Annotated in this window: 26 protein-coding genes; 5 read left to right on the forward strand and 21 right to left on the reverse strand. The window is 41.6% G+C overall.

Going from position 1 to position 26377, the window contains the following annotated elements; genetic code table 11:
* Positions 1 to 27 precede the first annotated feature (27 nt).
* The 15 genes from atpD to IEY40_RS17730 form a co-directional block, all read right to left on the reverse strand.
* A complete protein-coding gene (atpD, locus tag IEY40_RS17660) occupies positions 28 to 1419 on the reverse strand; it encodes a F0F1 ATP synthase subunit beta (RefSeq protein ID WP_160055766.1) in 1392 nt (463 codons plus the stop codon).
* Positions 1420 to 1453: 34 nt separating this feature from the next.
* Entirely contained in the window at positions 1454 to 2314 is an 861-nt protein-coding gene (gene atpG, locus IEY40_RS17665) for a F0F1 ATP synthase subunit gamma (RefSeq protein WP_188958537.1), read from the reverse strand.
* A 53-nt stretch (positions 2315 to 2367) separates the two neighbouring features.
* Complete coding sequence (atpA, locus tag IEY40_RS17670) at positions 2368 to 3909, reverse strand: F0F1 ATP synthase subunit alpha (RefSeq protein WP_188958539.1); 1542 nt, start codon at positions 3907 to 3909, stop codon at positions 2368 to 2370.
* 14 nt (positions 3910 to 3923) lie between these two features.
* Positions 3924 to 4457: a F0F1 ATP synthase subunit delta gene (atpH, locus tag IEY40_RS17675; RefSeq protein ID WP_160055760.1), complete on the reverse strand. Its 534-nt coding sequence runs from the start codon at positions 4455 to 4457 to the stop codon at positions 3924 to 3926.
* A 16-nt stretch (positions 4458 to 4473) separates the two neighbouring features.
* Entirely contained in the window at positions 4474 to 4944 is a 471-nt protein-coding gene (gene atpF / locus IEY40_RS17680) for a F0F1 ATP synthase subunit B (protein ID WP_188958540.1), read from the reverse strand.
* Between the two features lie 37 nt (positions 4945 to 4981).
* Entirely contained in the window at positions 4982 to 5233 is a 252-nt protein-coding gene (gene atpE, locus IEY40_RS17685) for a F0F1 ATP synthase subunit C (RefSeq protein ID WP_011639455.1), read from the reverse strand.
* Between the two features lie 65 nt (positions 5234 to 5298).
* Positions 5299 to 6093: a F0F1 ATP synthase subunit A gene (gene atpB / locus IEY40_RS17690; protein WP_188958542.1), complete on the reverse strand. Its 795-nt coding sequence runs from the start codon at positions 6091 to 6093 to the stop codon at positions 5299 to 5301.
* 12 nt (positions 6094 to 6105) lie between these two features.
* Positions 6106 to 6489: an ATP synthase subunit I gene (locus tag IEY40_RS17695; RefSeq protein WP_160055778.1), complete on the reverse strand. Its 384-nt coding sequence runs from the start codon at positions 6487 to 6489 to the stop codon at positions 6106 to 6108.
* 224 nt (positions 6490 to 6713) lie between these two features.
* Entirely contained in the window at positions 6714 to 7598 is an 885-nt protein-coding gene (locus IEY40_RS17700; protein WP_188958543.1) for a ParB/RepB/Spo0J family partition protein, read from the reverse strand.
* A 9-nt stretch (positions 7599 to 7607) separates the two neighbouring features.
* On the reverse strand, positions 7608 to 8396 hold the full coding sequence (locus tag IEY40_RS17705) for a ParA family protein (protein ID WP_188958544.1): 789 nt from the start codon (positions 8394 to 8396) through the stop codon (positions 7608 to 7610).
* Positions 8397 to 8458: 62 nt separating this feature from the next.
* A complete protein-coding gene (gene rsmG / locus IEY40_RS17710) occupies positions 8459 to 9079 on the reverse strand; it encodes a 16S rRNA (guanine(527)-N(7))-methyltransferase RsmG (RefSeq protein WP_188958545.1) in 621 nt (206 codons plus the stop codon).
* Between the two features lie 111 nt (positions 9080 to 9190).
* Entirely contained in the window at positions 9191 to 11080 is a 1890-nt protein-coding gene (mnmG, locus tag IEY40_RS17715; protein WP_188958546.1) for a tRNA uridine-5-carboxymethylaminomethyl(34) synthesis enzyme MnmG, read from the reverse strand.
* A gap of 463 nt (positions 11081 to 11543) precedes the next feature.
* Positions 11544 to 11990, reverse strand: a complete 447-nt coding sequence (mioC, locus tag IEY40_RS17720; RefSeq protein WP_188958547.1) for an FMN-binding protein MioC — start codon at positions 11988 to 11990, stop codon at positions 11544 to 11546.
* Positions 11991 to 12274: 284 nt separating this feature from the next.
* Positions 12275 to 13120: an S-formylglutathione hydrolase gene (gene fghA, locus IEY40_RS17725; protein WP_188958558.1), complete on the reverse strand. Its 846-nt coding sequence runs from the start codon at positions 13118 to 13120 to the stop codon at positions 12275 to 12277.
* Positions 13121 to 13193: 73 nt separating this feature from the next.
* On the reverse strand, positions 13194 to 14324 hold the full coding sequence (locus IEY40_RS17730; RefSeq protein WP_188958560.1) for an S-(hydroxymethyl)glutathione dehydrogenase/class III alcohol dehydrogenase: 1131 nt from the start codon (positions 14322 to 14324) through the stop codon (positions 13194 to 13196).
* Between the two features lie 135 nt (positions 14325 to 14459).
* Here IEY40_RS17730 and IEY40_RS17735 point away from each other — a divergent pair, with 135 nt between their 5' ends.
* Positions 14460 to 15326: a LysR substrate-binding domain-containing protein gene (locus IEY40_RS17735; protein WP_188958562.1), complete on the forward strand. Its 867-nt coding sequence runs from the start codon at positions 14460 to 14462 to the stop codon at positions 15324 to 15326.
* Here the strand turns inward: IEY40_RS17735 and IEY40_RS17740 are convergent, their stop codons facing one another.
* From IEY40_RS17740 to rpmH, 6 genes are all read right to left on the reverse strand, one after another.
* A complete protein-coding gene (locus tag IEY40_RS17740) occupies positions 15327 to 15944 on the reverse strand; it encodes a 3'-5' exonuclease (protein WP_188958564.1) in 618 nt (205 codons plus the stop codon).
* Positions 15945 to 15969: 25 nt separating this feature from the next.
* Entirely contained in the window at positions 15970 to 17331 is a 1362-nt protein-coding gene (mnmE, locus tag IEY40_RS17745) for a tRNA uridine-5-carboxymethylaminomethyl(34) synthesis GTPase MnmE (RefSeq protein ID WP_188958566.1), read from the reverse strand.
* A gap of 96 nt (positions 17332 to 17427) precedes the next feature.
* Positions 17428 to 19056: a membrane protein insertase YidC gene (gene yidC / locus IEY40_RS17750; RefSeq protein ID WP_188958568.1), complete on the reverse strand. Its 1629-nt coding sequence runs from the start codon at positions 19054 to 19056 to the stop codon at positions 17428 to 17430.
* Positions 19057 to 19059: 3 nt separating this feature from the next.
* Positions 19060 to 19314: a membrane protein insertion efficiency factor YidD gene (yidD, locus tag IEY40_RS17755; RefSeq protein ID WP_160055732.1), complete on the reverse strand. Its 255-nt coding sequence runs from the start codon at positions 19312 to 19314 to the stop codon at positions 19060 to 19062.
* Positions 19281 to 19637 carry a ribonuclease P protein component gene (gene rnpA, locus IEY40_RS17760; protein ID WP_160055730.1) on the reverse strand — a complete coding sequence of 119 codons (357 nt, stop codon included), beginning with the start codon at positions 19635 to 19637 and terminating at the stop codon, positions 19281 to 19283. The genes yidD and rnpA overlap by 34 nt, the downstream gene beginning before the upstream one ends.
* 12 nt (positions 19638 to 19649) lie before the next feature.
* Positions 19650 to 19787 carry a 50S ribosomal protein L34 gene (gene rpmH / locus IEY40_RS17765; protein WP_006083827.1) on the reverse strand — a complete coding sequence of 46 codons (138 nt, stop codon included), beginning with the start codon at positions 19785 to 19787 and terminating at the stop codon, positions 19650 to 19652.
* A gap of 445 nt (positions 19788 to 20232) precedes the next feature.
* Here rpmH and dnaA point away from each other — a divergent pair, with 445 nt between their 5' ends.
* The 4 genes from dnaA to gyrB all read left to right on the forward strand — a co-directional run bounded on the left by dnaA (position 20233) and on the right by gyrB (position 26340).
* Positions 20233 to 21618 carry a chromosomal replication initiator protein DnaA gene (dnaA, locus tag IEY40_RS17770; protein WP_188958570.1) on the forward strand — a complete coding sequence of 462 codons (1386 nt, stop codon included), beginning with the start codon at positions 20233 to 20235 and terminating at the stop codon, positions 21616 to 21618.
* Between the two features lie 18 nt (positions 21619 to 21636).
* Positions 21637 to 22737, forward strand: a complete 1101-nt coding sequence (dnaN, locus tag IEY40_RS17775; protein WP_188958572.1) for a DNA polymerase III subunit beta — start codon at positions 21637 to 21639, stop codon at positions 22735 to 22737.
* A gap of 87 nt (positions 22738 to 22824) precedes the next feature.
* Positions 22825 to 23907, forward strand: coding sequence for a DNA replication/repair protein RecF (gene recF, locus IEY40_RS17780; protein ID WP_188958574.1), 1083 nt, complete (start codon positions 22825 to 22827; stop codon positions 23905 to 23907).
* A 15-nt stretch (positions 23908 to 23922) separates the two neighbouring features.
* Positions 23923 to 26340 carry a DNA topoisomerase (ATP-hydrolyzing) subunit B gene (gene gyrB / locus IEY40_RS17785; RefSeq protein WP_188958576.1) on the forward strand — a complete coding sequence of 806 codons (2418 nt, stop codon included), beginning with the start codon at positions 23923 to 23925 and terminating at the stop codon, positions 26338 to 26340.
* Positions 26341 to 26377 lie beyond the last annotated feature (37 nt).

Raw genomic sequence — 26377 nt, forward strand, 5'->3', positions numbered from 1 at the left:
CTTAAAGAACTAAGCTTTACGGCCTAGTTATTTCTTTTTGTTCGCTTTTTCGATAGCTTCATCGATTGAGCCAACCATGTAGAACGCTTGCTCTGGAATGTGATCGAACTCACCTTCCAAAATACCCTTAAATCCACGGATAGTGTCTTTTAGAGAAACGTACTTACCAGGAGAACCTGTAAACACTTCTGCTACGAAGAAAGGTTGAGATAAGAAACGCTCAATCTTACGTGCTCTGAATACCATGGTTTTGTCATCATCTGACAATTCATCCATACCCAAAATAGCAATAATGTCTTTTAGCTCTTTATAACGCTGTAATACAGTTTGTACACCGTTTGCAACATCATAATGCTCTTGACCAACAACCTGTGGATCTAACTGACGTGAAGTCGAGTCCAACGGGTCAACGGCTGGGTAGATACCCAAAGAAGCAATTTGACGAGACAATACAACAGTCGCATCTAAGTGAGCGAAGGTTGTAGCTGGTGACGGATCGGTTAAATCGTCCGCAGGTACATATACCGCTTGAACAGAAGTAATAGAACCAGACTTAGTTGAAGTGATACGTTCTTGAAGAACACCCATCTCTTCCGCTAGTGTTGGCTGATAACCTACTGCTGACGGCATACGACCTAATAGTGCAGATACTTCAGTACCAGCAAGGGTGTAACGGTAAATGTTGTCCACGAACAACAATACGTCACGACCTTCGTCACGGAACTTTTCAGCGATACTCAGGCCCGATAACGCTACGCGTAAACGGTTTCCTGGAGGCTCGTTCATCTGACCATAAACCATGGCTACTTTGTCTAAAACGCCTGAATCTTTCATTTCGTAGTAGAAGTCGTTACCCTCACGAGTACGCTCACCAACACCAGCGAATACTGAAAGACCTGAGTGAGCTTTAGCGATGTTGTTAATCAGTTCCATCATGTTAACTGTTTTACCAACACCAGCACCACCGAACAGACCGACTTTACCACCCTTAGCGAAAGGACAAACAAGGTCGATAACCTTGATACCCGTCTCTAAAAGTTCAGTTGAGTTTGACTGTTCTTCGTATGAAGGAGCTGCACGGTGAATTTCATAACGCTCTTCTTCACCGATAGGACCCGCTTCATCAATTGGCTCACCTAGTACGTTCATAATACGGCCAAGGGTTGCAGCCCCTACCGGAACAGAAATTGGTGAACCTGAGTTTACTACCTCTAGACCACGACGCAGACCATCAGAAGAACCCATAGCGATGGTACGAACTACACCACCACCTAGCTGCTGCTGAACTTCCAGCACCAAACCATTGCAGGCGCCTTCGCCAGTGATCTTCAGAGCGTCATATACTCGAGGTACAGAATCTTGTGGAAACTCTACGTCCACAACCGCGCCAATTACTTGGACAACAGTACCTGTGCTCATGATTAATCCTCTAAACTTGATTTCGTTACCTAACCTAAACCGCTGCAGCGCCTGACACAATTTCCGACAGTTCTTGCGTAATCGCAGCCTGACGGGCTTTGTTGTAGACGAGTTGCAAATCATCGATCATTTCACCAGCGTTATCTGTTGCCGCCTTCATTGCTACCATACGGGCAGCCTGTTCAGAGGCAATATTTTCAACAACGCCTTGATATACCTGAGACTCTATATAACGAGTTAATAATACATCCAAAATTTCTTTTGGATCTGGCTCGTAAATATAATCCCAAGGATAACTAGCTACTTCTTCATCTGATTTAGGTAAAGGTAGCAGCTGTTCGATCACAGGAGTCTGGGACATTGTATTAACAAATTTGTTAAACACAATATACAGACGATCCAGTTTACCTTCGTTGTAAGCTTTTAACATGACACGTACAGTGCCAATCAAATCAACAAGTTTTGGCGCATCGCCTAAACCTGATGCATGGGCAGATATTTCACCACCAAAGCTTTTAAAAAACTGAACAGAACGGGCACCAATTGGGCAAAACTCAACATCTGCGCCTTGTTCTTTCCATTTTTTAACGTCTGACACAACCTTTTTGAAAAGGTTGACGTTCAAACCACCACAAAGACCACGGTCGGTTGCTACTACTATGTAACCAACCCGCTTGGCATCTCTCACCTCTAAATAGGGGTGTTTATACTCGAGAGTACCTTGCGCTACGTGACCGATCACCTTACGCATATTTTCTGCATATGGACGGCTTGCTGCCATGCGTTCTTGCGCTTTACGCATTTTGCTGGCTGCTACCATTTCCATAGCGGAAGTGATCTTCTGAGTATTTTTAACACTCGCGATCTTGGTTTTAATCTCTTTAGCGCTGGCCATCTCTACTCTCCAATCTGGGACCTGAGGTGCCTAATGACACCCCGTGTTCATTATTACCAGGTTTGGGTTTCAATGAACTTGTCCATGCCTGCCTTTAACTCACCTTCGATATCAGCGTTATAATCGCCAGTAGCGTTGATGGTGTTCATTAGGTCAGCATGTTGACTGTTCATGTATGAAAGCAGAGCGGCTTCGAAGCGACCGATTTCATTTAAAGCAACACCTTTCAGGAAGCCTTTTTCAGCTGCGAAAATAGACACAGACTGAGCAGCAACACTCATAGGAGCATATTGTTTTTGCTTCATTAATTCGGTTACACGCTCACCATGCTCAAGCTGAGCACGAGTTGCATCATCTAAATCAGATGCAAACTGTGAGAACGCTGCAAGCTCTCGATACTGTGCTAGTGCAGTACGAATACCGCCAGACAGTTTCTTGATGATCTTAGTCTGCGCAGCACCACCAACACGAGAAACAGAAATACCTGGGTTAACTGCTGGACGAAGTCCTGAGTTAAACAAGTCAGTCTCAAGGAAGATCTGACCATCTGTAATAGAAATTACGTTGGTCGGTACGAACGCTGATACGTCACCAGCTTGGGTTTCAATAATAGGTAACGCGGTTAACGAACCGGTTTGACCTGTTACTGCACCATTTGTGAACTTTTCTACATAGTTCACGTTTACACGTGAAGCACGCTCTAATAAACGCGAGTGTAGATAGAATACGTCACCTGGGTATGCTTCACGTCCTGGTGGACGCTTTAATAGCAATGAAATTTGACGGTAAGCAACTGCTTGCTTAGACAAATCATCATATACGATTAACGAATCTTCACCGCGGTCACGGAAGTATTCACCCATAGAACAACCAGAATATGGTGCTAAGTATTGCAGTGCGGCAGCTTCAGAAGCTGATGCAACTACAACGATAGTGTTAGCTAATGCGCCATGTTCTTCAAGTTTACGTACTACGTTGGCGATGGTAGAAGCTTTCTGACCAATAGCGACATAGACACACTTAATACCTGAATCTTTTTGGTTGATAATTGCATCGATAGCCATCGCTGTTTTACCAGTCTGACGGTCACCAATAATCAATTCACGTTGGCCACGACCGATTGGGATCATAGCATCAACGGCTTTATAACCAGTTTGGATTGGTTGGTCTACTGACTTACGCTCAATAACACCTGGAGCAATCACTTCAACAGGAGAGAAACCGTCGTTTTCGACAGGTCCTTTACCATCAATTGGCTCACCAAGCGTGTTAAGAACACGGCCAAGTAGTCCACGACCAACAGGTACTTCAAGAATACGACCAGTTGTTCTTACTTTTGCGCCTTCTGCTAAATTAGCATAAGGGCCCATTACTACGGCACCGACAGAATCACGTTCTAAGTTCAACGCGATTGCAAAACGGCCACCAGGCAGTTCGATCATTTCACCTTGCATTACATCGGCTAGGCCGTTAATGCGAATGATTCCGTCGCTTACTGCAACAATAGTACCTTCGTTGCGAGCTTCACTAACGACGTTGAACTGCTCGATCCGCTGCTTAATCAGATCGCTGATTTCAGTGGAATTCAGTTGCATGCTTAAACTCCCAATTACGACTGCAGCTTGTCAGACAAACGCGATAACTTACCGCTTACCGAGCCATTAATGACTAGGTCGCCTGATTTAATAATCACACCGCCAATGAGCGATGCGTCGATGCTGCAATTCAGCTTAACTTTGCGTGCGAGACGTTTCTCTAGAGAAACACTAATTTGCTGTTGTTGCTCAGAAGTCAACTCAAAAGCAGAAACCACATCGGCTTCAACTTCTTTCGCCCACTCATTACGGTATTCAGCAAAAAGTAGCGATACTGCTGACAGTATCCCTAAACGACCGTTTTCAGCCATTACCTTTATCAGGTTTTGACCTTGCTCATTGACTTGCTCACCGCATACGTTAATAAACAGTGAAGCGAGTTCTGTACTCGCAAGAGTACCATTAAGCAATGGCTTGATTGATTCGTTTTCACTCACCAATGAAGCGAAAGTTAACATTTCTGTCCAACTTTCTACTGCTTTATGCTCAACAGCAAAATCAAAAGCTGCCTTTGCGTAAGGGCGAGCGATGGTGCTTAATTCAGCCATAACTCAACTCCCTTAATCAAATTTCAGCAACTAGTTTATTAACTATGTCACTGTGGGCTTCTGGATCGATTACACGTTCAAGGATTTTCTCAGCACCAATAATGGCTAGAGAAGCAACTTGCTTACGCAAGTCATCTTTTACGCGATTACGTTCGTTTTCAATTTCTGCTTGACCCTGAGCGATAATTTTAGCGCGCTCAGTTTGTGCTTCAACTTTAGCTTCTTCAACGATTTGAGCTTTACGCTTATTAGCTTGCTCAATGATCTCGTTGGCAGTTACTTTTGCTTCTTTAAGTTGCTCAGTAGCTTTAATTTGTGCTAACTCTAGATCTTTTGCTGCACGGCCGGCATCTGCCAGACCATCAGCAATTTTCTTCTGGCGTTCTTCGATGGCATTCATCAACGGAGGCCATACAAACTTCATGCAAAACCACACGAAGAGAATAAAGGCAACCGTCTGACCGAATAGGGTAGCGTTGAAATTCACAACAGCCTCCTAGTTAGATTAAAGACAGAAGCGTTAATTAAAGCATTGCACCCAATGGGTTAGTAAATAGCATAAATAGCGCAATACCTACACCGATCATAGTTACGGCATCTAGTAGACCCGCTACGATGAACATTTTAACTTGTAACATAGGCGCCATTTCTGGCTGACGTGCTGCACCTTCTAAAAACTTTCCACCTAAAAGGCCGAAACCGATAGCTGTTCCTAATGCACCCATACCAATAAGTAGAGCAACAGCAATAGCCGTCATTCCTAATACAGTTTCCATATCTATCTCCAATATTCTAAATCGTTGTTATTAATGATTTAGGTCAAAAAAATTTTCGGTTACCCTTAGTGATCTTCATGCGCCATGCTTAAATAAACAATAGTCAACATCATGAAAATAAATGCTTGTAAAGTAATAACTAAAATATGGAAAATTAACCAACCTAGTTGTAATCCTACACCTAGAGCAGATAACGCCACGTTAGAACCATACATCAATGCAATAAGGATAAAAATCAACTCACCAGCGTACAAGTTACCAAATAGTCGTAAAGCCAATGAGATTGGTTTTGCGATTAGAGTTACTGTTTCTAATAATAAGTTGACGGGTATCATTGCCCAATGGTTAAAAGGCTGAAATGTTAGTTCTTTAACAAAACCTGAAACACCTTTGACTTTAATGCTGTAATAAATAATCAGCACAAACACACCAATAGCTAAGCTAAAAGTAATGTTTACGTCAGTAGTCGGAACCACTTTAAGGTATGGCACGCCTGCAAGACTTGCTGCCCAAGGCAACCAATCTACAGGGATCATATCCATGAAGTTCATCATGAAAATCCACACAAAAATAGTCAGAGCTAAAGGCGCAATAACAGGATTGCGGCCGTGAAAGGTTTCTTTTACGCTGCTATCAACAAACTCAACAATCATCTCGACAAAACATTGAAATTTGCCAGGAACGCCTGTTGTCGCTTTCTTGCCAACACTGTAAAACAGCCATAAGAACAACATCCCAAGCCCAACCGAAAAGAGCAACGAATCAATGTGCCATGTCCAAAACCCTTCACCAACGCTTAAATTGGTAAGGTGATGTTGGATATAGCCCTGCGGTGTTAACGCTTCACCAGTTGCAGCCATGATTCATCCCACTTAACTTTGCTTGAAATATAAAGGTGCTATCCAGTGCACAACTAACGCTAATGAATAACAGGTAAAAAGTGGCATAAAACCGACTTTCATATTGATAAACACCAACGTAAACAATGCAATGGTCAACAGCATCTTTACCGCTTCCCCCCAGTAAAAGCTTTTAACCACTTTTGCTGCAGAGCTTGCCCCACTATGTGAGAAAGCTAGGGTTGCGAATACAAAATTAGGAAGTACAGCGATAGTCGCACCTGCTAACGCAGACTGACCATACTGTGCTCCCCACATTACGAAAAATAGTATTGAAATAATACCCGCGACAATCGCTTGTACCAGCACTAATTTATAGGCTGCTAACCTACCACGACGCGCTAAAACATTACCCAACTTCATATCTCCGCATTATGCTTTTCGCGGTCCTAATGTTAAATTTAATATATTAAACTAGCCTTAAGATACAAAAAGCCTGCAAAGTATACCTTTTCGCGCTTTGTTTGCAACTTTGATGATGGTAAAACAACGATTTAATGAGTGAATTGGCGCTAAATATACAAAAGTAAAAATTAGCGCTATGTCACAAAATTACTACATGAAATGGTTTAGTCAGCTTTTTAACGAATTTTACTTAAAATACCGTCTAATTCAGCGAGATTCTGGTAGTTTATTACAATTTTCCCTTTGCCTTTAGTACCATGGTTAATAGCAACTTTGGCACCGAGCCTTTCAATTAACTCTTGTTCTAAACGGCTAACATCATGATCTTTAGCATGAGTTTCGGCGACTTTAGCCGGATTTAAGGCTTTATTAACTAATCGTTCAGTTTCTCGAACAGTCATTTCTTTTGATGCTACTAATCGAGCTAAATTAGTCTGTTCATCGCCCTCTATAGCCAATAAAGCACGGGCATGGCCCATGTCAATGTCACCATACTCTAACAAACGCTTAACAGGTTCATTAAGGCTATTTAATCGCAGTAAATTAGAGACACTAGCTCTCGATTTACCAACAGCATCAGCAACTTGTTGATGTGTTAATTCAAATTCTTCTAGCAAACGCTGTAAAGCTATTGCCTCTTCCATGGCATTGAGATCTTCACGTTGAATATTCTCAATAAGCGCGATAGCAACTGCGGCTTCATCAGCCACCTGCTTAACAATACACGGGACTTTATCAAGCTTTGCTAATTGCGCTGCGCGCCAACGGCGTTCACCTGCAATAATTTCGTAATTACCATTTGCCACTTTACGTACCACAATAGGTTGAATAATCCCTTGTGAACGGATTGACTCAGCAAGCTCTTCTAACGCTTCTGGAGACATATCTTTACGCGGCTGGTATTTTCCCGTTTGAAGTTTATCCAGATCAAGGTAAATAAGTTCGCCTGCAGTCGTTAATGGCAGAGTATCTTCTGGTTGTTCGCTCTTACGACTCGCGGCATTGCTATGGCTTAATAAGGCATCCAAGCCTTTACCTAAACCGCGTTTTTTTAACGTCATTATTATGTCCTACGCTTGTTTGGGTTGTGTTTTCTGCTCAGCACGGCGAATTATTTCACCAGCAAGGGCTAAATAAGCTTTGGCTCCAGCACTCGATTTATCGTAATACATTGCTGGCGCACCAAAACTAGGAGCTTCAGCTAGACGAATATTTCTCGGAATGACCGTTCGATAAACCTTATCACCAAAATGTTGCTTCAGTTGGTCTGATACATCATTAGATAGGCGATTGCGAGGGTCATACATGGTGCGTAAAATGCCTTCTATGGTTAACGTCGGATTTACCATAGCACCAAGCTTAGTAATGGTATCAATTAACGCGGTTAGCCCTTCTAATGCATAATATTCGCATTGCATTGGTACCAGTACAGAGTCAGCGGCTGACATGGCATTTACGGTTAACATGTTTAATGATGGTGGGCAGTCGATAAAAATATAATCGTAGTCGTCTCTAATTGGCGCTAATGCATTGCGCAAACGGATCTCGCGAGCATAAAACTCCATTAACTTAATTTCTGCCGCCGTGACATCACCATTACCGGCGATCAAATCAAACTTACCCACGGTATTTTTGATCACGATGTCTGCAAAGGGTTTTTCTTCTACGAGGAGCTCATAGGCGGTATTGTCTACATTGTATTTATCAACGCCACTGCCCATTGTGGCATTGCCTTGAGGATCTAAATCGATCAACAACACTTTACGCTTTGTGGCGGCAAGTGATGCGGCTAAATTTACGCAAGTTGTTGTTTTTCCTACGCCACCTTTTTGGTTGGCTACGGCAATGATTTTACCCACAATGTCATCCTGTCTTTAAATTATTGATGTCCGGTTAGATTAATTAGCGAAAGAAATGCACTTTATTGCTTAGCAATTTTTAATAAATGTCGCTGTTCATCTAGCTTTGGTACATGCAATACAATGGTTTCGACCAGCGAAAATCCTGCTGGCATTTGCTGTAATTCTTGTTCGTTTAACTGACCTTTTAAGGCGTAATAGATGCCTTTTTCAGTTGGTAAATGATGACACCAACTGAGCATATCTTGTATTGATGCAAATGCTCTGCTTAACACACCATCAAATTTATTATCAGGTTGATAAGCTTCAACCCTACTTTCTACTGGGGTTATATTATTAATTTTTAGTTCAAATTGAACCTGTTTCTGAAAACGGATCCGTTTACCTAAACTGTCCAACAATACAAATTGTTTGTCTGGGTTCATTATCGCTAACGGGATCCCAGGCAAACCAGGGCCTGTTCCAACATCAATAAAACGCTGTCCTTCAAGATAAGGAGAAACGGTTAAACTGTCCATAATATGGCGGATTAACATTTGCTCAGGATCGCGAACCGAGGTGAGATTATAGGCTTTATTCCATTTAGCGAGCATTTCAACAAAACCGATTAATTGTTTTTGTTGTAATTCAGTGGCCGATATTTTCATTTCAGCTAAATAAGTTTGGAGTTGAGCAGATAACACAGAAAGCCTCGTAAAATGCATGAACAGACGGCGGTTATTATGAAGCCGTAAAAGCACTAAGGGAAGCCTTATGGCTTCCCTAGTGTTATTGAGTCGAAAAAATATCTGAATTTAAGCGCTTTTTCTCAATAAACCACGTTTTTTCAAATGTACTAGCAAGATTGAGATCGCCGCTGGAGTAATACCCGATATGCGTGAGGCTTGTCCTACCGTTTCAGGTTTATGATTATTAAGCTTTGCGATCACTTCATTTGAAAGACCTGGCACTTCTTGATAATCAAGATCAAGCGGCAGTAATGAACTTTCATGGCGAATAGCTTTGTCAATTTCATCTTGTTGACGTTGTATATAACCTGAATATTTCACTTGGATTTGTACTTGCTCTGCAGCTTGTGGATCTTCAAGACCAGGACCAAAACCTTCTAACGCCATTAATTTACTGTAGTCCATTTCTGGGCGACGAAGTAAATCTTCAAATGATGCTTCTCTAGAAATTGGTGTATTCAATTGTGGATTGAGCACATCTAACAAGGGTGAATTAGGGTGCACCCATTGCCCACGTAAACGTTGCAATTCCAGTTCGATCGATTCTTTCTTCTTACTGAATAATTCCCAACGGTTATCATCAACTAAACCAAGTTCACGGCCTTTTTCTGTTAAACGGAGATCGGCGTTATCTTCGCGTAATAGTAAGCGATATTCAGCACGGCTAGTAAACATACGGTACGGTTCTTTGGTACCTAATGTCGATAAATCGTCAACTAATACACCAAGATATGCTTCGTCACGACGAGGGCACCAAGTCTCTTTACCTTGAACTTGTAATGAGGCGTTCATACCTGCCAATAAACCTTGAGCCCCTGCTTCTTCGTATCCTGTTGTGCCGTTGATTTGGCCAGCAAAGAATAAACCTGCAATGGTTTTGGTTTCTAATGAATTTTTAAGATCTCTTGGATCAAAATAATCATACTCAATCGCGTAACCTGGACGGACAATTTCAGCATTTTCCATGCCTTTGATCGAACGAACTAAATTTAGCTGAACATCAAACGGTAAGCTAGTAGAAATACCGTTAGGGTAAATCTCGTTAGTACTTAAGCCTTCTGGTTCAATAAAAATCTGATGCGATGATTTATCTGCAAAACGGTGGATTTTATCTTCAATAGATGGGCAATAACGTGGACCAATACCTTCAATAACACCAGAATACATAGGGCTTCGGTCTAAACCACTACGAATAATATCGTGAGTCTTTTCATTAGTGTGAGTAATAAAACAAGAAACTTGTTTTGGATGCTGACTTACATCACCAATAAATGACATTACTGGCAATGGTGTATCACCTTTTTGTTCAGTCATTTGTGAAAAATCTATAGTGTTAGCATCAATACGAGGTGGTGTGCCTGTTTTTAAACGTCCAACTCGGATCGGTAATTCGCGTAAACGATTTGCTAATGCTATCGCTGGTGGATCGCCTGCACGACCACCGCTGTAATTTTGTAAACCGATATGGATTTTGCCACTTAAAAAAGTGCCTGTTGTTAATACAACCGCTGGTGCTTCAAATGCCAATCCCATTTGTGTAACAACACCCACAACTTTATTATTTTCAACAACTAAGTCATCTACTGCTTGTTGGAAAATACGCAAGTTAGGTTGGTTTTGTAAAATATGTTGGATCTTTTGACGATATAAAGCTCTATCAGCTTGCGCACGAGTTGCACGAACGGCAGGGCCTTTACTTGAATTTAGCGTTCTAAATTGAATTCCGGCAAAATCAGTGGCTGTAGCCATTGCGCCGCCTAATGCATCGATTTCTTTAACCAAATGGCCTTTACCAATACCACCTATGGCTGGATTACAGGACATTTGACCTAATGTGTCGATGTTATGGGTTAACAATAATGTTTTTGATCCCATTCTTGCTGCTGCTAGTGCTGCCTCTGTACCGGCATGACCACCACCAACAACAATGACATCAAACCGTTCATGAAAATGCATTATGAGACCTTTGATTGCTAAGAAAGTTAAATTCTATTTGATACGTTATTCAAGGAGGACATTTTAGCACTTGCTTGTCTGAACGTGAACGATCATTTTTCATAGATTGATCAAGATGGGTTTGCTTAATAGATCTTAAGATCTTTATATAGATCTTTTTATTATGTTTATTATTAGGATCGCTGTTTTCTGTTAGTAACTTTTATTCTTTAATAAAATCAACAAATAACAGCTAGGTAAACCTGTGATCTGATCGCGATCAAACTCAATATAAGGTGGGGATAGATCGGGTAGTTATCCACAAGGGGGATCTTTAAGCAGATCGGAGTGTGAATAGTACAGAGTTATGATCGTTAAAAATAATAGCTTATCCACAATGTTATCATCGAAATTAGTAAATTGTGGATAAGTTAGATCTAAATTGTGAGTTGATCTGAGTTTATACAATTATGGATCGGCTATTTTATAGCTTAATTTTCGATTGCCATTGTGTTAACCAAGCTAGAGCAGGCTCTTCAGGTACAGGGTCCTGTTGAACATCTATTTGGATCTTATCCACAATAGGCTTTGATCCGCATTGCATCAATAGATCAATTATTTTTTCGGGTCCTTGGCAGAAAGTGTCATAGCTTGAATCGCCAATGGCACATAATGCATGCTGGATCGTCGTAAGATCCGGCATATTGAGCATTAATTGTTTATAAAAAGGTATTATATTGTCTGGTAGATCGCCAGCACCATGGGTCGAGCTGACTACGATCCATACAGTAAAGTCGCCTAATTGTTCCCATTGAGGGTCTATAAATACTTCTGTTTGGTGGTTTATTTGGGTTAACTGCTCAGCCATTTCATCGGCGACATATTCTGCGCTGCCCAATGTTGTACCCACTAATAACGCTATTTTTGCCATTTTGACTCCGAATAATTAATAAATTTGCTCGTTTTAAAGTCGATTCTGTTTGCTATGAGGTTATTTTACTCGCTCAATTACGCTTAATGTTGGCTTATTTATATTTTTTAGTGCGAACTTGAGTACGAAATAATCTGCTTATATAGCTGGTTCATTTCTGTAATCAATATTTTTTAATTTTTTTAAGCGAAAAAACGAGCCATAAAGGCTCGTTTTAAGTGGGTCGCTAATTATAATTAACGGATTTTGGCTACGTAGAGTTGTTGCTGAATCCTTGCTAAACGCTAGCTAATTTTTAAATGTTTAGCATGAAAGCGTAGGTGATCTTCAATGAAAGTAGCGATAAAGTAGTAACTATGGTCGTAACCAGACTGCATGCGTAACTCAAGTGGGTAACCTTTATTTTTAGCTACATTGATGAGTGCTTGTGGTTTTAACTGTTCGTCTAGGAAGTTGTCATTACTGCCTTGGTCCACCAGCGCAGGAACAAATTGTTGGATATTTTTCATCAGCTCACAGCTATCATATTGTTGCCACTGTTGTTGATCATCTCCCAAATAACCGCGAAACGCTTTAATTCCCCATGGGCAATCCATTGGATTACTTATCGGGCTAAATGCTGAGACACTGTTAAAATGGTTTGGATTTTTCAATGCAATAGTCAGTGCACCATGGCCACCCATTGAGTGACCACTAATGCTACGTTGATGGGTTACCGGAAAATGTGCTTCAATGATTGCTGGTAGTTCAGAGACCACATAATCATACATTTTATAGTGCTGATCAAAAGGTGGTTTGGTGGCATTGAGGTAAAATCCAGCACCTAAGCCAAAGTCATAAGCGCCATCTTTATCATCGGCAACCCCTTCACCACGAGGACTGGTGTCTGGTGCTACAATTGCTATTCCAAGTTCTGCTGCAATACGTTGTGCGCCTGCTTTTTGCATAAAATTTTCGTCAGTGCAGGTGAGTCCTGACAACCAATACAATACTGGAACATTTTGTTGTTCGGCTTGTGGCGGTAAGTAAATTGCAAAGCGCATTGTGCAATTGAGCGCAGCCGACTGATGACTATATTGTTTATGCCAGCCACCAAATACTTTGGTGCTACTGATATTTTCAATGGTCATGATATGTCCTTATTTGTCAGAACGCAGTTAATTCGTTTTACATTTAACTGCGTCTGTCATGGTTAATTAAGTGTTACTTGGCAAAGTGAATAACGCTGCGAATACTTTCGCCTTTATGCATTAAATCAAATGCATCGTTAATCCCTTCAAGGCCCATAGTGTGGGTAATAAAGTGGTCTAACTTAAACTCACCAGCTAAATACTGCTCAACAATACCCGGTAATTCACTGCGTCCTTTAACGCCACCAAATGCACTACCTCGCCATACTCGGCCGGTGACTAACTGGAATGGACGTGTAGAAATTTCTTGGCCTGCGCCAGCTACACCAATAATCACTGATTCGCCCCAGCCTTTGTGACAACATTCTAAAGCGCTACGCATCACGTTGACATTACCAATACATTCAAATGAAAAATCAACGCCACCATCTGTCATTTCAACAATGACGTCTTGGATTGGCTTATCAAAGTTTTTTGGATTAATACAATCTGTAGCCCCAAGTTTTTTAGCTAATTCAAACTTAGACTCATTTAAGTCGATACCAATAATTCGGCTAGCGCCAGCCATGGTTGCACCAATAATGGCCGATAAACCAATGCCGCCTAAACCAAATATGGCAACAGTATCGCCTTTTTGTACTTTAGCCGTTTTCAACACTGCGCCGATACCTGTAGTCACACCACAGCCTAATAAGCACACTTCTTCTAATGGTGCGTCTTTACTGACTTTTGCCAGTGAAATTTCTGGTAATACTGTGTATTCAGAAAAGGTTGAACAACCCATGTAGTGGAAAATAGGTTCACCATCTTTAAAGAAACGTGTGGTGCCGTCAGGCATTAAGCCTTTACCTTGTGTTGCACGTACTGCGCTACATAGGTTGGTTTTGCCAGAAGTACAGAACTTACATACACCGCATTCTGCTGTATATAACGGAATTACATGGTCGCCGACTTTTACACTGGTAACGCCTTCGCCAACCATATGAACAATCCCGCCACCTTCATGGCCAAGAATTGCTGGGAATACGCCTTCAGGATCATCGCCAGATAATGTAAATGCATCGGTATGACATACACCCGATGCGACAATACGCACCATGACTTCACCGGCTTTCGGGTACATTACATCGACTTCTTCAACCGATAATGGTTGACCTGGTCCCCAAGCAATTGCGGCTTTTGATTTAATAAATTGTGCTGACATAGATAGCTTCCTTAAACGTAATACCATGAATGATGGATAAGCATCACTACAGTGTAGTGTATTTATCCATTGTATTTGTTTATCATCAAATGATAATCAGCTGGTTTTGCAAATGACTTTTACGAGAATGTAATAATGATGCAGTGGGAAGGGATTTTTGAGTTTGTTGCAGTTGCAGAAACCGACAGTTTTACTGCCGCAGGTAAGCGTTTAAGTATTTCGACGGCGCAAGTGAGTCGTCAAGTGAGTCAACTTGAAAATCGCTTAAACACTAAACTGTTTTACCGCACCACGCGCAAAGTGTCGTTAACCGAAGAAGGCTCGGTTTATTATCAGCATTGCCGCCAAGTGCTAGACAGTCTTGATGAAGCTGAGCGGGCTATTTCAAGTTTAAAAGATAAGCCTCAAGGCTTAATTAGGATGACGGCTCCGGTAACTTATGGTGAAAAGTTTGTTATGCCGATTGTTATCGATTTTATGCAACAGTATCGTGATATCGAAGTCGTATGTGAGTTAACTAATCGCCAACTTGATTTAGTGGAAGGTGGTTTTGATTTAGCCATTAGGTTAGGGCGGTTATCTAATTCGTCAATGATGGCCAAACGCTTAACTAACCGTAGCCAATATGTGTGTGCTGCACCGAGCTATATTGCTCAATTTGGTACGCCTTATACCTTGTCGGAACTTAGTCTGCATAATTGTTTAATTGGAAGCCAATCGCATTGGAATTTTGTTGATCAGGGTAAAGCTAAGGCCATTAAGGTGAGCGGTTCGTTGAGTTGCAGTAGTGGATTAAGCTTATTATCTGCAGCAATTAAGGGACTGGGGATTGTGCAATTGCCTGGTTATTACGTTAATGATGCAATTGAAGCTGGGCAACTCGTAGTGTTACTCGCACCATATCAACAACCTAAAGAAGGTATTTGGGCTTTGTACCCACATAATCGCCATTTGTCACCCAAAGTGCGATTGCTAGTAGATAAATTAGCCCAAGATTTGTAATCAGCTAGCCATTGTTTGGTAGTAGCGGTTTATTTGTGCTTTGGGTAAGCTAGATATTTTATTGATAATATCCAAGGTTATCTGATGCTGCGGCATTTGCTGTTGTAGTATATCAAGTTGATGCAACCAAAGGTGGCTGGTCATGGTGGCGTCAGCTAAGGCGCGGTGAAATACGCCATCGTTTGGTAATTGGTGATAACTCACTAGCGTACCAAGTTGATGATTAGGCGCATTTTGGCTTATCCGACGTGATAACAACAATGAGCAGGCAAATTGGCCAGTATAGTGCAGCTTATTATGGCTAAATTCAGCATCTAAGAACTTTTTATCAAAGCTGGCGTTGTGCGCGACTAAATTAAATCCGTCGATAAACTTGGCAAATTGTGCCATCACTTCTTTAGATGGTGGTGCATGTTTGAGCATGTTGTTGCTAATACCTGTGTATTGTTCAATAAAGCTGTTAACCCGCTTTCCTGGGTTTATTAGCTCTTGAAAGGAGTCCACTATTTGGCCATCAACTAACTTTACCGCACCAATTTCAATGGCTCTGTCACCATTGTCGGGTGATAAACCTGTGGTTTCAAAGTCGAGCACTACAACTTGATTGGCTAATGGCATGTGTTTATCCCTATTGAGCTATACGCTACTTGCCTATACAGAAGGAACTGAAGATTTTGCCGAGCAAGTCATCTGAAGTGAATTTACCGGTAATTTCTGACAGTGCCATTTGGCACATACGTAACTCTTCAGCCAATAGCTCACCAGCTAAATACACTTCAAGTTGTTCTTTGCCTAATTGTAAGTGGCTTGATGCTAAATCAAGTGCTTCTAAGTGACGACGACGGGCAATAAAACCACCTTCTAGGTTACTTTGATAACCCATTAAGGTTTTAAGATGTTGTTTTAACTCTTCAATACCAAGGCCTGTTTTGGCTGAAATACGGTAAACGCTGTAGCCTTGTTCTTCGGTACACTCTAAGGTCTCACCTGTTAAATCTGCTTTATTTCTAATAACAGTAACCCCAAGTCTTGAAGGCAAACGGTCAATAAAATCGGGCCAAATATCATGTGGATCAACAGCATCTGTGGTGGTGCCATCAACCATAAACAAGACTCTGTCTGCAGTGGCTATTTCTGCCCAGGCACGCTCAATACCAATTTGCTCAACCGTATCTGTAGTATCACGCAATCCAGCTGTGTCAATAATATGCAATGGCATACCATCGAGGTGAATGTGCTCACGTAGTACATCACGGGTAGTACCTGCTATTTCGGTAACAATGGCTGACTCTTTGCCTGCAAGGGCATTAAGTAAGCTAGATTTACCTGCGTTAGGACGCCCTGCAATGACAACCTTCATGCCTTCGCGAATAATCGAGCCTTGTTTAGCACTGGCTTGAACCGTCGTTAGTTTTTCGATAATGCGATATAAGGCGTTGGCAATTTTACCATCAGATAAAAAGTCGACTTCTTCATCTGGAAAATCAATTGCGGCTTCAACATACAAACGTAGGTTCGTGACTTGTTCTACTAGCTCATGAACTTCTTTTGAAAATTCACCTTGTAGTGATTGCAAAGCACTTTTTGCAGCTTGCTCACTGGTGGCATCAATTAAATCGGCAATTGCTTCTGCCTGAGTTAAGTCGAGTTTGTCATTCATAAAAGCTTGTTCACTAAACTCACCAGGTTTAGCTATACGAATACCATCGACTTCCATGACGCGTTTTATCAGCATATCAAGTACTATTTGACCGCCGTGGCCTTGCAGCTCTAATACATCTTCACCGGTAAATGAATTTGGCCCTTTAAAAAATAGCGCTATACCCTGGTCGATAACATGGCCATCGCTACTGTTAAAGTCACAATATTCAGCGTAACGGGTTTTAGGCACATGACCAATAATGGCAGTGGCCACGTTAGTTGCCAGGTCGCCAGATACACGAATAATACCTACACCACCACGCCCTGGTGCTGTGGCTTGCGCTACAATAGTGTCTGTTGTCACGGTAAATACCTGCTAAATCATTAAAGGAAAAGGCGGCCAATTAAGCCGCCTTTTTATTCATTTAACTACTGAATGAGTTAATTGTTGAGCTTGGGCTTATTTTAAGCCTTTTTTCTCTAAACCGGCATAAATAATCTTTTGCTGGGTAATCGCAACCAAGTTACCGACTAACCAGTAAAGTACTAGACCTGCTGGGAACCATAAGAAGAATACGGTAAAGATAACTGGCATCCACTGCATCATCTTAACTTGCATTGGGTCCATGGTCGGTGCCATTGGCTGCATTTTTTGCATCAAGAACATCGATACACCCATTAGCAATGGTAAAACGTAGTATGGATCTTGTACTGACAAGTCATCAATCCATAGCATGAACGGCGCATGGCGTAGTTCATAACTTTCAAGTAGTACCCAGTATAATGCGATGAATATAGGCATCTGTAGCAAAATAGGTAAGCAGCCACCCATAGGGTTTACTTTCTCTTTCTTGTACAGTTCCATCATGGCTTGACCCATCTTTTGACGGTCATCACCAAAGCGTTCTTTCATCTCAGCTAATTTGGGTTGCAGGTTACGCATTTTAGCCATTGAGCTGTATTGTGCTTTAGTCAATGGATATAACAAACCGCGTACTGTTAGAGTGATTAAAATAATCGCCATACCCCAGTTACCCACAAACGATTGATAGAACATCAATAACCAGTGAATAGGTACTGCTAACCACCACAAGAAACCATAATCAACAACTAAGTTTAAGGTATCAGAGATAGCTGAAAGCGCTTTTTGGTTTTTAGGGCCCACATAAAATTGTGAGCTAATTTCTTGCGTTGCACCTGGGGCAATATCATACACCGCGCCACGGAAACCAATGTTAGCTAATCCGCCAGCACTTACACTTGAGAAAATGGTGTTTGAGTCTGTTGCTGGTGGGATCCAAGCTGATACAAAGTAGTGCTGTAGCATTGCCGCCCAACCGCCTAGTGTTACTTTACCTAGGTTTTTGTCAGCCATGTCTTCAAAGTCATACTTTTCGTAGCGAGTATCTTGTGTTGAGAACGCCCCACCGCGATAAGTAGGCATCATCATGCTACCCTCAGATTCTTTGATGGTCTGTTTTATTTGACCATACATTTGCACTTGTAATGCAGTATCTGAAGTATTGCTAATGCTGTAATCAACGCCAACATCATATTGACCACGGGTAAACGTAAAGGTTTTTACGTAGGTGACACCGTTGTCTGCTGTAAAGGTTAATGGCACAGATAATGTGTTTTGGCCTTCAGCTAGTGTATAAGACGTATTTTGTGCGGCAAATGCGGCACGACCTTTAGCACTGCTATCAATGCCGTCGCGACCGATTAAGCCACTTTGCGCTATGTAAGTGTGGTCATTGGTTTGTTCAAGGATGATAAAAGGGTCATCTTTATCAATTTCCACTTTATGCGCGACTAACGCGGCATAAACGATGTCACCACCGACTGGGCTGATTTTAATATCAAGCTGGTCAGTGTTAACTGTAATTAAGTTTTTAGTAGCAGGTAAATCTACTGGCATACCAGTCGAATCTGCTTCAGGAACGTCTGCGCCATTAATTGTCGAGGCGTTTGTTTGGGTAACAGTTTGTTGTGCTACCGGTTGTGGTGCTTTATCTGTTTGCCATTGTGTCCACATTAGATAGCTGACAAACAGCAGACCGATTAGCAATATATTGCGTTGAGATTCCATAGCCTATTTATTACACCTGTCATTTTTAGGGGGGACGGGATCACTACCGCCGGGATGTAAAGGGTGACATTTTAATATGCGTTTGATTGCAAACCAACTACCTTTCACTGTTCCGTGCGTTTTTATTGCTTCAATCGCGTAATAAGAACAAGTTGGATTGAACCGACACTTCGGTCCCAGTAAAGGGCTTATAAAAAGTTGATAACCACGGATAACCGTGGTTGCTAGCCATTGTAACGGCGACTGAGTTTTCGCCATAGCTTTTCTATCAATTTGTGTAGTTCTGCATTTTCCATTTCCATCACGCCATTTCTGACTAACACCACGATATCTATGTTGGGGATGTCGTGTTGATGTAAACGAAAACTATCTCTTATCACGCGTTTAATGCGATTACGTTGGTTAGCACGTTTAACAAAACGTTTGGCCACAGTTAACCCTAAACGAGGATGTTGCTCTGAATTTGGAATTGCGAGCAGAGTTATTTCAGCAGAGGATGCTTTGATTGGATTGGAGAATACAGATTTAAATTGCGCGGGAGTTAACAAACGTAACTCCCGCGTAAAGGTATAGCTAGTCACCTAGTTATCTACTTACGCAGATAAACGAGCGCGACCTTTCGCACGACGACGTGCAAGCACCTTACGGCCGCCTACAGTGGCCATACGAGCGCGGAAGCCGTGAGAACGCTTGCGCTTCAGGTTGCTAGGTTGAAAAGTACGTTTACTCATGATGGCAATCCGTCTTTGTTAGTGAATTTACCTTATCTCCAAAATTAGAGGTAAGGGCAAAAAAGAGGCCGAATTGTAATCACTTTAATTACTATCGTCAATAACGAAAGTGGTTATATGATGAATTTCTGCCAATCTTTCTTTGATGTTGAAAGTAAAAAAGCACCAGAAGATGTGGATAAGTCTGTGTACAGACACTATATCTTGTGGATCTTAACTCGTTTCAGTAGATCAAAGTTAGCGTATTATAGATCAATGTGGATCGGTTAATAAAGCTGGATTTGCATGATATTTGCAATTAATGGATCGATTTTGATCTTTCATGATCCCAGATATCCACACCGAATGATCCCGCTGGGGATAAATCTGTTTTTAAGGATAGCGATCATTGTGATCTCAATATAGAATACACCTCCTTTGACTAAAGATATTTGGGGATAAATAAGTGGCGGTTTCACTTTGGCAACAATGTATCGGCAGACTGCAAGACGAGTTATCAGCGCAGCAGTTCAGTATGTGGATCCGTCCGTTACAAGCTGAAATGGATGGTGATACATTGGTTTTGTATGCGCCAAATCGTTTCGTACTGGATTGGGTACGCGATAAATACATTAATATCATTAATCAATTCTTCACTGAGCAAATGGGCAGTGATGCACCTAAATTGCGTTTTGATATTGGTAGCCGACCGTCTGCACGTCCTGTGGCTCCTGCGCCTGTAGCTGCTAAGCCCGTTAGCAGTCAAACCAGAGCTCAAGTTGGCACAACGTCATTTAATACCCAAGCAGAACCGATTATTAATGCTAATCACCGCAGTAATATTAATCCTACTTATCAATTTGATAACTTCGTTGAAGGTAAATCAAATCAATTAGGTAAAGCGGCAGCATTACAAGTATCTGAAAACCCAGGCGGCGCGTATAACCCATTATTTTTATACGGCGGCACCGGTTTAGGTAAAACACATTTACTGCATGCTGTTGGTAACGGGATCATTAAAAATAATCCTAATGCTAAAGTGGTGTATATGCATTCTGAGCGTTTTGTACAGGACATGGTTAAAGCCTTACAAAATAACGCCATTGAAGAATTTAAACGTTATTACCGTAGTGTTGATGCCCTGTTTATTGACGATATTCAATTCTTTGCTAACAAAGATCGTTCTCAAGAAGAATTTTTCCATACCTTCAATGCGTTGTTAGAAGGTAATCACCAAATTATTTTAACTTCTGACCGTTATCCAAAAGAGATCGACGGGGTAGAAGATCGCTTAAAATCTCGCTTTGGTTGGGGGTTAACGGTTGCGATTGAGCCACCAGAATTAGAAACCCGCGTGGCGATTTTAATGCGTAAAGCACAAGAGAGTGGCATTAATTTGCCTGATGAAGTGGCGTTCTTTATCGCTAAGCGTTTACGTTCAAACGTACGCGAGCTTGAAGGGGCGTTAAACCGCGTTATTGCTAACGCCAACTTCACAGGTCGTCCAATTACCATTGATTTTGTACGTGAAGCGTTACGTGATCTCTTGGCACTGCAAGAAAAATTAGTCACTATAGACAATATTCAGAAGACAGTTGCTGAATACTACAAAATTAAAATGGCAGATATGTTGTCTAAACGTCGTTCACGGAGTGTGGCAAGGCCACGACAAGTGGCGATGGCGCTATCTAAAGAACTCACTAACCAAAGTTTGCCAGAAATTGGTGATGCATTTGGTGGTCGTGACCATACGACAGTGTTACATGCTTGTCGTAAAATTGCGCAATTGCGTGAAGAGAGTCATGACATTAAAGAAGATTACGCTAACTTGATTAGAACTCTGTCTTCTTAATTCAGGGAATGTAAAACGATGAAATTTTCAATTGATAGGGACGCCCTATTAAAGCCGCTGCAACTAGTGTGTGGCGCGGTAGAACGCAGACATAACCTGCCTATTTTAGCTAATTTATTAGTTGAGGTTAGTGAAGACTCACTTAAGCTAACCGGTACGGATTTAGAGGTTGAGTTGGTGGGGCAAGCTGCAATTCATGGCGATATAAGTATTGGCCGAACCACAGTGCCGGCTAAAAAGTTACTCGACATCGTTAAGTCACTACCAGAACAAAGCGAATTAAAAGTAGAGCAACAAGATAATAAATGGTTGTTGCGATCAGGTCGCAGCCGTTTTTCATTAGCAACACTTCCAGCGGAAGATTATCCAAACGTTGAAGCTTTTCAAGCTGATATTGAATTTAGCTTAAAGCAGGGTGTGTTAAAGTCGATTATTGATTCGACTCAGTTCTCAATGGCTAACCAAGATGTTCGCTATTACCTCAACGGTTTATTGTTTGAAACCGAAGGCAATGTATTACGCGCTATTGCAACAGATGGCCACCGTTTAGCATTAAGCCATCGAACGCTAGATACCACTTTACCTGAAAAACAAGTGATTGTGCCGCGTAAAGGTGTGGTTGAAATGGCGCGTTTACTTGATAGCGACGACCAAGATATTACTATTGCGATAGGTGATAATGCTATTCGTGCTATTACCAGTTCAGCTGTATTTACCAGTAAATTGGTTGACGGTCGTTTTCCTGATTATCGCCGTGTGCTGCCAAAGGGTGGCAACAAAATAGTTATAGCGAGTCGAAATCAGTTAAAACAAGCATTAACCCGCGCTTCTATTTTATCTAACGAGAAGTTTCGCGGCGTACGTATTCAACTTGAGCCTGGTTTATTAAAGATTACTGCAAACAACCCAGAGCAAGAAGAGGCTGAAGAAATCATTGATATCGATTATGATTCTGACAAGCTAGAAATAGGCTTTAACGTCAGTTATTTGCTCGATGTACTCAATAACTTAGCCAGTGATGATGTGCGTATAACGCTCATTGACGGAAATTCTAGTGCATTAATTGAGAACCACAAAGAAGAAGATTCTATGTACGTGGTGATGCCAATGCGTCTGTGATACGTTATCTTTACTGACGATATTAAAGGTGCTGCAAAGCACCTTCTTTGTCTCTACGGCTTTATTTGGTTATCACAATAGGTGTTCATGAGTTTATCGCGCATTACCATTGGCTCGTTTCGTAATATTACCGCAGCAACGCTTAACCCAAGTGATGGGTTAAACTTGATTTACGGTCAAAATGGCAGCGGTAAAACCAGTATTTTAGAAGCGATATACTTTTTAGGGATGGGACGCTCGTTTCGTAGCCATTTGTCTCAGCGCGTTATCAATAATGATGACGATAAATTGACCCTGTTTGCTAATTTAGTTCAAGACGACAACGACTGTAAAATAGGGCTTAGGCGCCACCGTAGTGGCGATATTGAAGTTAAAATTAATGGCGAAAAAGTCAAACGCTTATCTACATTAGCTGAAACCCTGCCAATTCAAGTTATCACTCCCGAAAGTTTTTCGCTATTGTTTGAAGGGCCAAAAGCTCGCAGGCAATTTATTGATTGGGGAGCCTTTCATTCAGACCCTCATTTCTATCAAGCCTGGGTGAATGTTCGCAAGGTATTAAAGCAACGCAATCAGTTGCTTAGAAATCAAGCACCTTATAGCCAAATACAATTTTGGGATAAGGAGCTGGTGCGGTATGCTGAACAAGTTACCGACATACGAAATCGATATGTAGACTCGTTAAATGAGCTACTAAAGGGTATAATAAGAGGGTTTTTACCTCAGGTTGATATTAAGGTTTCTTTTACCCGAGGATGGGACAGCAAAACGGATTTTTCGCAATTACTTGAAAACCAATACTCGCGAGATGTAGGGGCAGGTAACACGGGTAGCGGTCCTCATAAAGCAGACTTACGTTTGCGTGTGGGAAACCTACCAGTGCAAGATGCGCTATCCCGTGGACAATTAAAATTATTAGTCTGTGCACTGCGTATTGCACAGGGAAAGTTGCTCAAACAACAACTAGATAAAAACAGTATTTATTTAGTCGACGATTTACCGTCAGAGTTGGATGCACAGCATAGGCAGCTATTGCTACAGCAGTTAACCGAAACCGGTGCGCAAATTTTTGTCACCGCAATTGATCCGCTAGCAATAGTCGATTCGTTATCTAGCCCTCCCAACAGGATGTTTCATGTGGAGCACGGGCAGGTAACGGTTATTGAATAACAACGAGAGAGAAATATGTCAGAGAATAGTTACGATTCTTCGAGTATCAAGGTATTAAAAGGCCTTGATGCAGTCCGTAAGAGACCTGGTATGTACATTGGTGATACTGATGACGGCACAGGTCTTCATCACATGGTATTCGAAGTGGTCGATAACTCTATCGATGAAGCTTTAGCGGGCCATTGTAGCGATATCACCATTACTATTCACTCAGACGGTTCTGTTTCTGTAAAAGATGACGGTCGTGGTATTCCTGTTTCTATCCATGAGGAAGAGGGTGTATCTGCTGCTGAAGTTATCATGACAGTATTGCATGCCGGTGGTAAGTTTGATGATAACTCTTACAAAGTGTCTGGTGGTCTTCACGGTGTAGGTGTGTCAGTTGTTAACGCCTTATCAGAAAAATTACAGTTAACGATTCGTCGTGCCGGTAAAGTCTATGAGCAGTTTTATACTCATGGTGTGCCAGATGCGCCGATTAAAGAAATTGGTGATGCGGTTAAAACTGGTACAGAGCTTCGTTTCTGGCCAAGTAGTGACACGTTTACCGATGTTGAATTCCATTTCGAAATTTTAGCAAAACGTGTTCGTGAATTATCATTCTTAAACTCAGGTGTGGGTATCCGCCTAGTTGATGAACGTGATAACAAAGACGAATTTTTTAAATATGAAGGTGGTATTAGTGCCTTTGTAAATTATTTAAACCGCAATAAAACACCTATTAACAAAGACGTATTCCATTTTTCACAAGAGCGTGAAGATGGCATTACTGTCGAAGTTGCTATGCAGTGGAACGACGGTTACCAAGAAAGCATTTTCTGTTTCACCAACAACATTCCACAGCGCGATGGTGGTACTCACCTAGCTGGTTTCCGTGGTGCGTTAACACGTAATTTAAATAACTACATGGAACGTGAAGGGTTTAACAAAAAAGGTAAAACCAATGCAACGGGTGATGATGCGCGCGAAGGCTTAACCGCGGTTATCTCTGTTAAAGTGCCAGACCCCAAGTTTAGCTCGCAAACTAAAGATAAGCTGGTTTCGAGTGAAGTGAAAAGTGCTGTAGAACAAACAATGGGTGAGCAGTTAAATGATTACCTATTAGAAAACCCAGCAGATGCTAAGTTAATTGTGGGCAAAATTGTTGATGCCGCCCGTGCTCGTGAAGCTGCACGTAAAGCACGTGAAATGACCCGTCGTAAAGGCGCATTAGATTTAGGTGGTTTGCCTGGTAAGCTAGCAGATTGCCAAGAGAAAGATCCTGGTCTTTCTGAAATATACATAGTGGAAGGTGACTCTGCTGGCGGATCAGCCAAGCAGGGGCGTAACCGTAAAAACCAAGCGATTCTTCCACTTAAAGGTAAAATCTTAAACGTAGAAAAAGCACGTTTTGATAAGATGTTATCTTCACAAGAAGTTGCCACGCTTATTACCGCATTAGGTTGTGGTATTGGCCGTGACGAATACAACCCTGATAAAACTCGTTATCACAACATCGTTATCATGACCGATGCTGACGTCGACGGCTCGCACATTCGTACATTGCTGTTGACCTTCTTTTTCCGTCAAATGCCTGAACTTATTGAGCGTGGTTATGTGTATATTGCACAGCCACCACTGTATAAGGTTAAAAAGGGCAAACAAGAACAATATTTAAAAGATGAGTTAGCGTTAACGGAATACCTAACAACACAAGCGTTAGATGGAACTCATGTTTATCCAAGCCAAGGTGCATTGGGTATGAGTGGTGAACCATTAGAGCGTTTAGTGAGTCAGTATCGTGAAGTTGAGAAAATCATTAAGCGTTTAGAAAAACGTTTCCCGATGAATTTAACTGATCGCATGTTGTATCACCCAGAAGTTACGTTAGAGATGTTAAGCGACGAAGCGAAAATGACAGCTTGGTGTAAAACCTTTATCGACGATTTGGTTGAGCGTGAAAGCAGTGGCATTATTTTCTCTGCTAATGTAACTCTTGATCCTGAACGTAAAGTGTACATTCCAAGTGTGACGATCCGTAAGCATGGTATTGATACCAATTTCTTATTTGGTTACGACTTCTTTACCTCTACGGATTATCAACGTATAGCCAAGTTAGGCGCTGCACTTGACGGTATGATTGAAGAGGGTGGTTATGTACAACGTGGCGAACGTGTCAAAGAAGTTGAAAGCTTCCTAGAAGCGCTAGATTGGACTATATCTGAAGCAAAACGTGGGTTATACATCCAACGTTATAAAGGATTGGGTGAAATGAACCCTGAGCAGTTATGGGAAACCACAATGGATCCTGAATCTCGTCGTATGTTACGCGTTACTATTGATGATGCTGTCGCAGCAGACCAGTTATTTACTTGCTTAATGGGCGACCAAGTTGAGCCTCGTCGTGAGTTTATTGAAACTAACGCGTTAAATGTGGCTAATTTAGACGTGTAGCACGTCTTATTAAAATAAATGGGTGCCTAATGGCGCC

Origin of the sequence: Shewanella ulleungensis (assembly GCF_014648315.1) — a bacterium.
In the GTDB taxonomy this organism is placed as follows: Bacteria; Pseudomonadota; Gammaproteobacteria; order Enterobacterales; family Shewanellaceae; genus Shewanella; species Shewanella ulleungensis.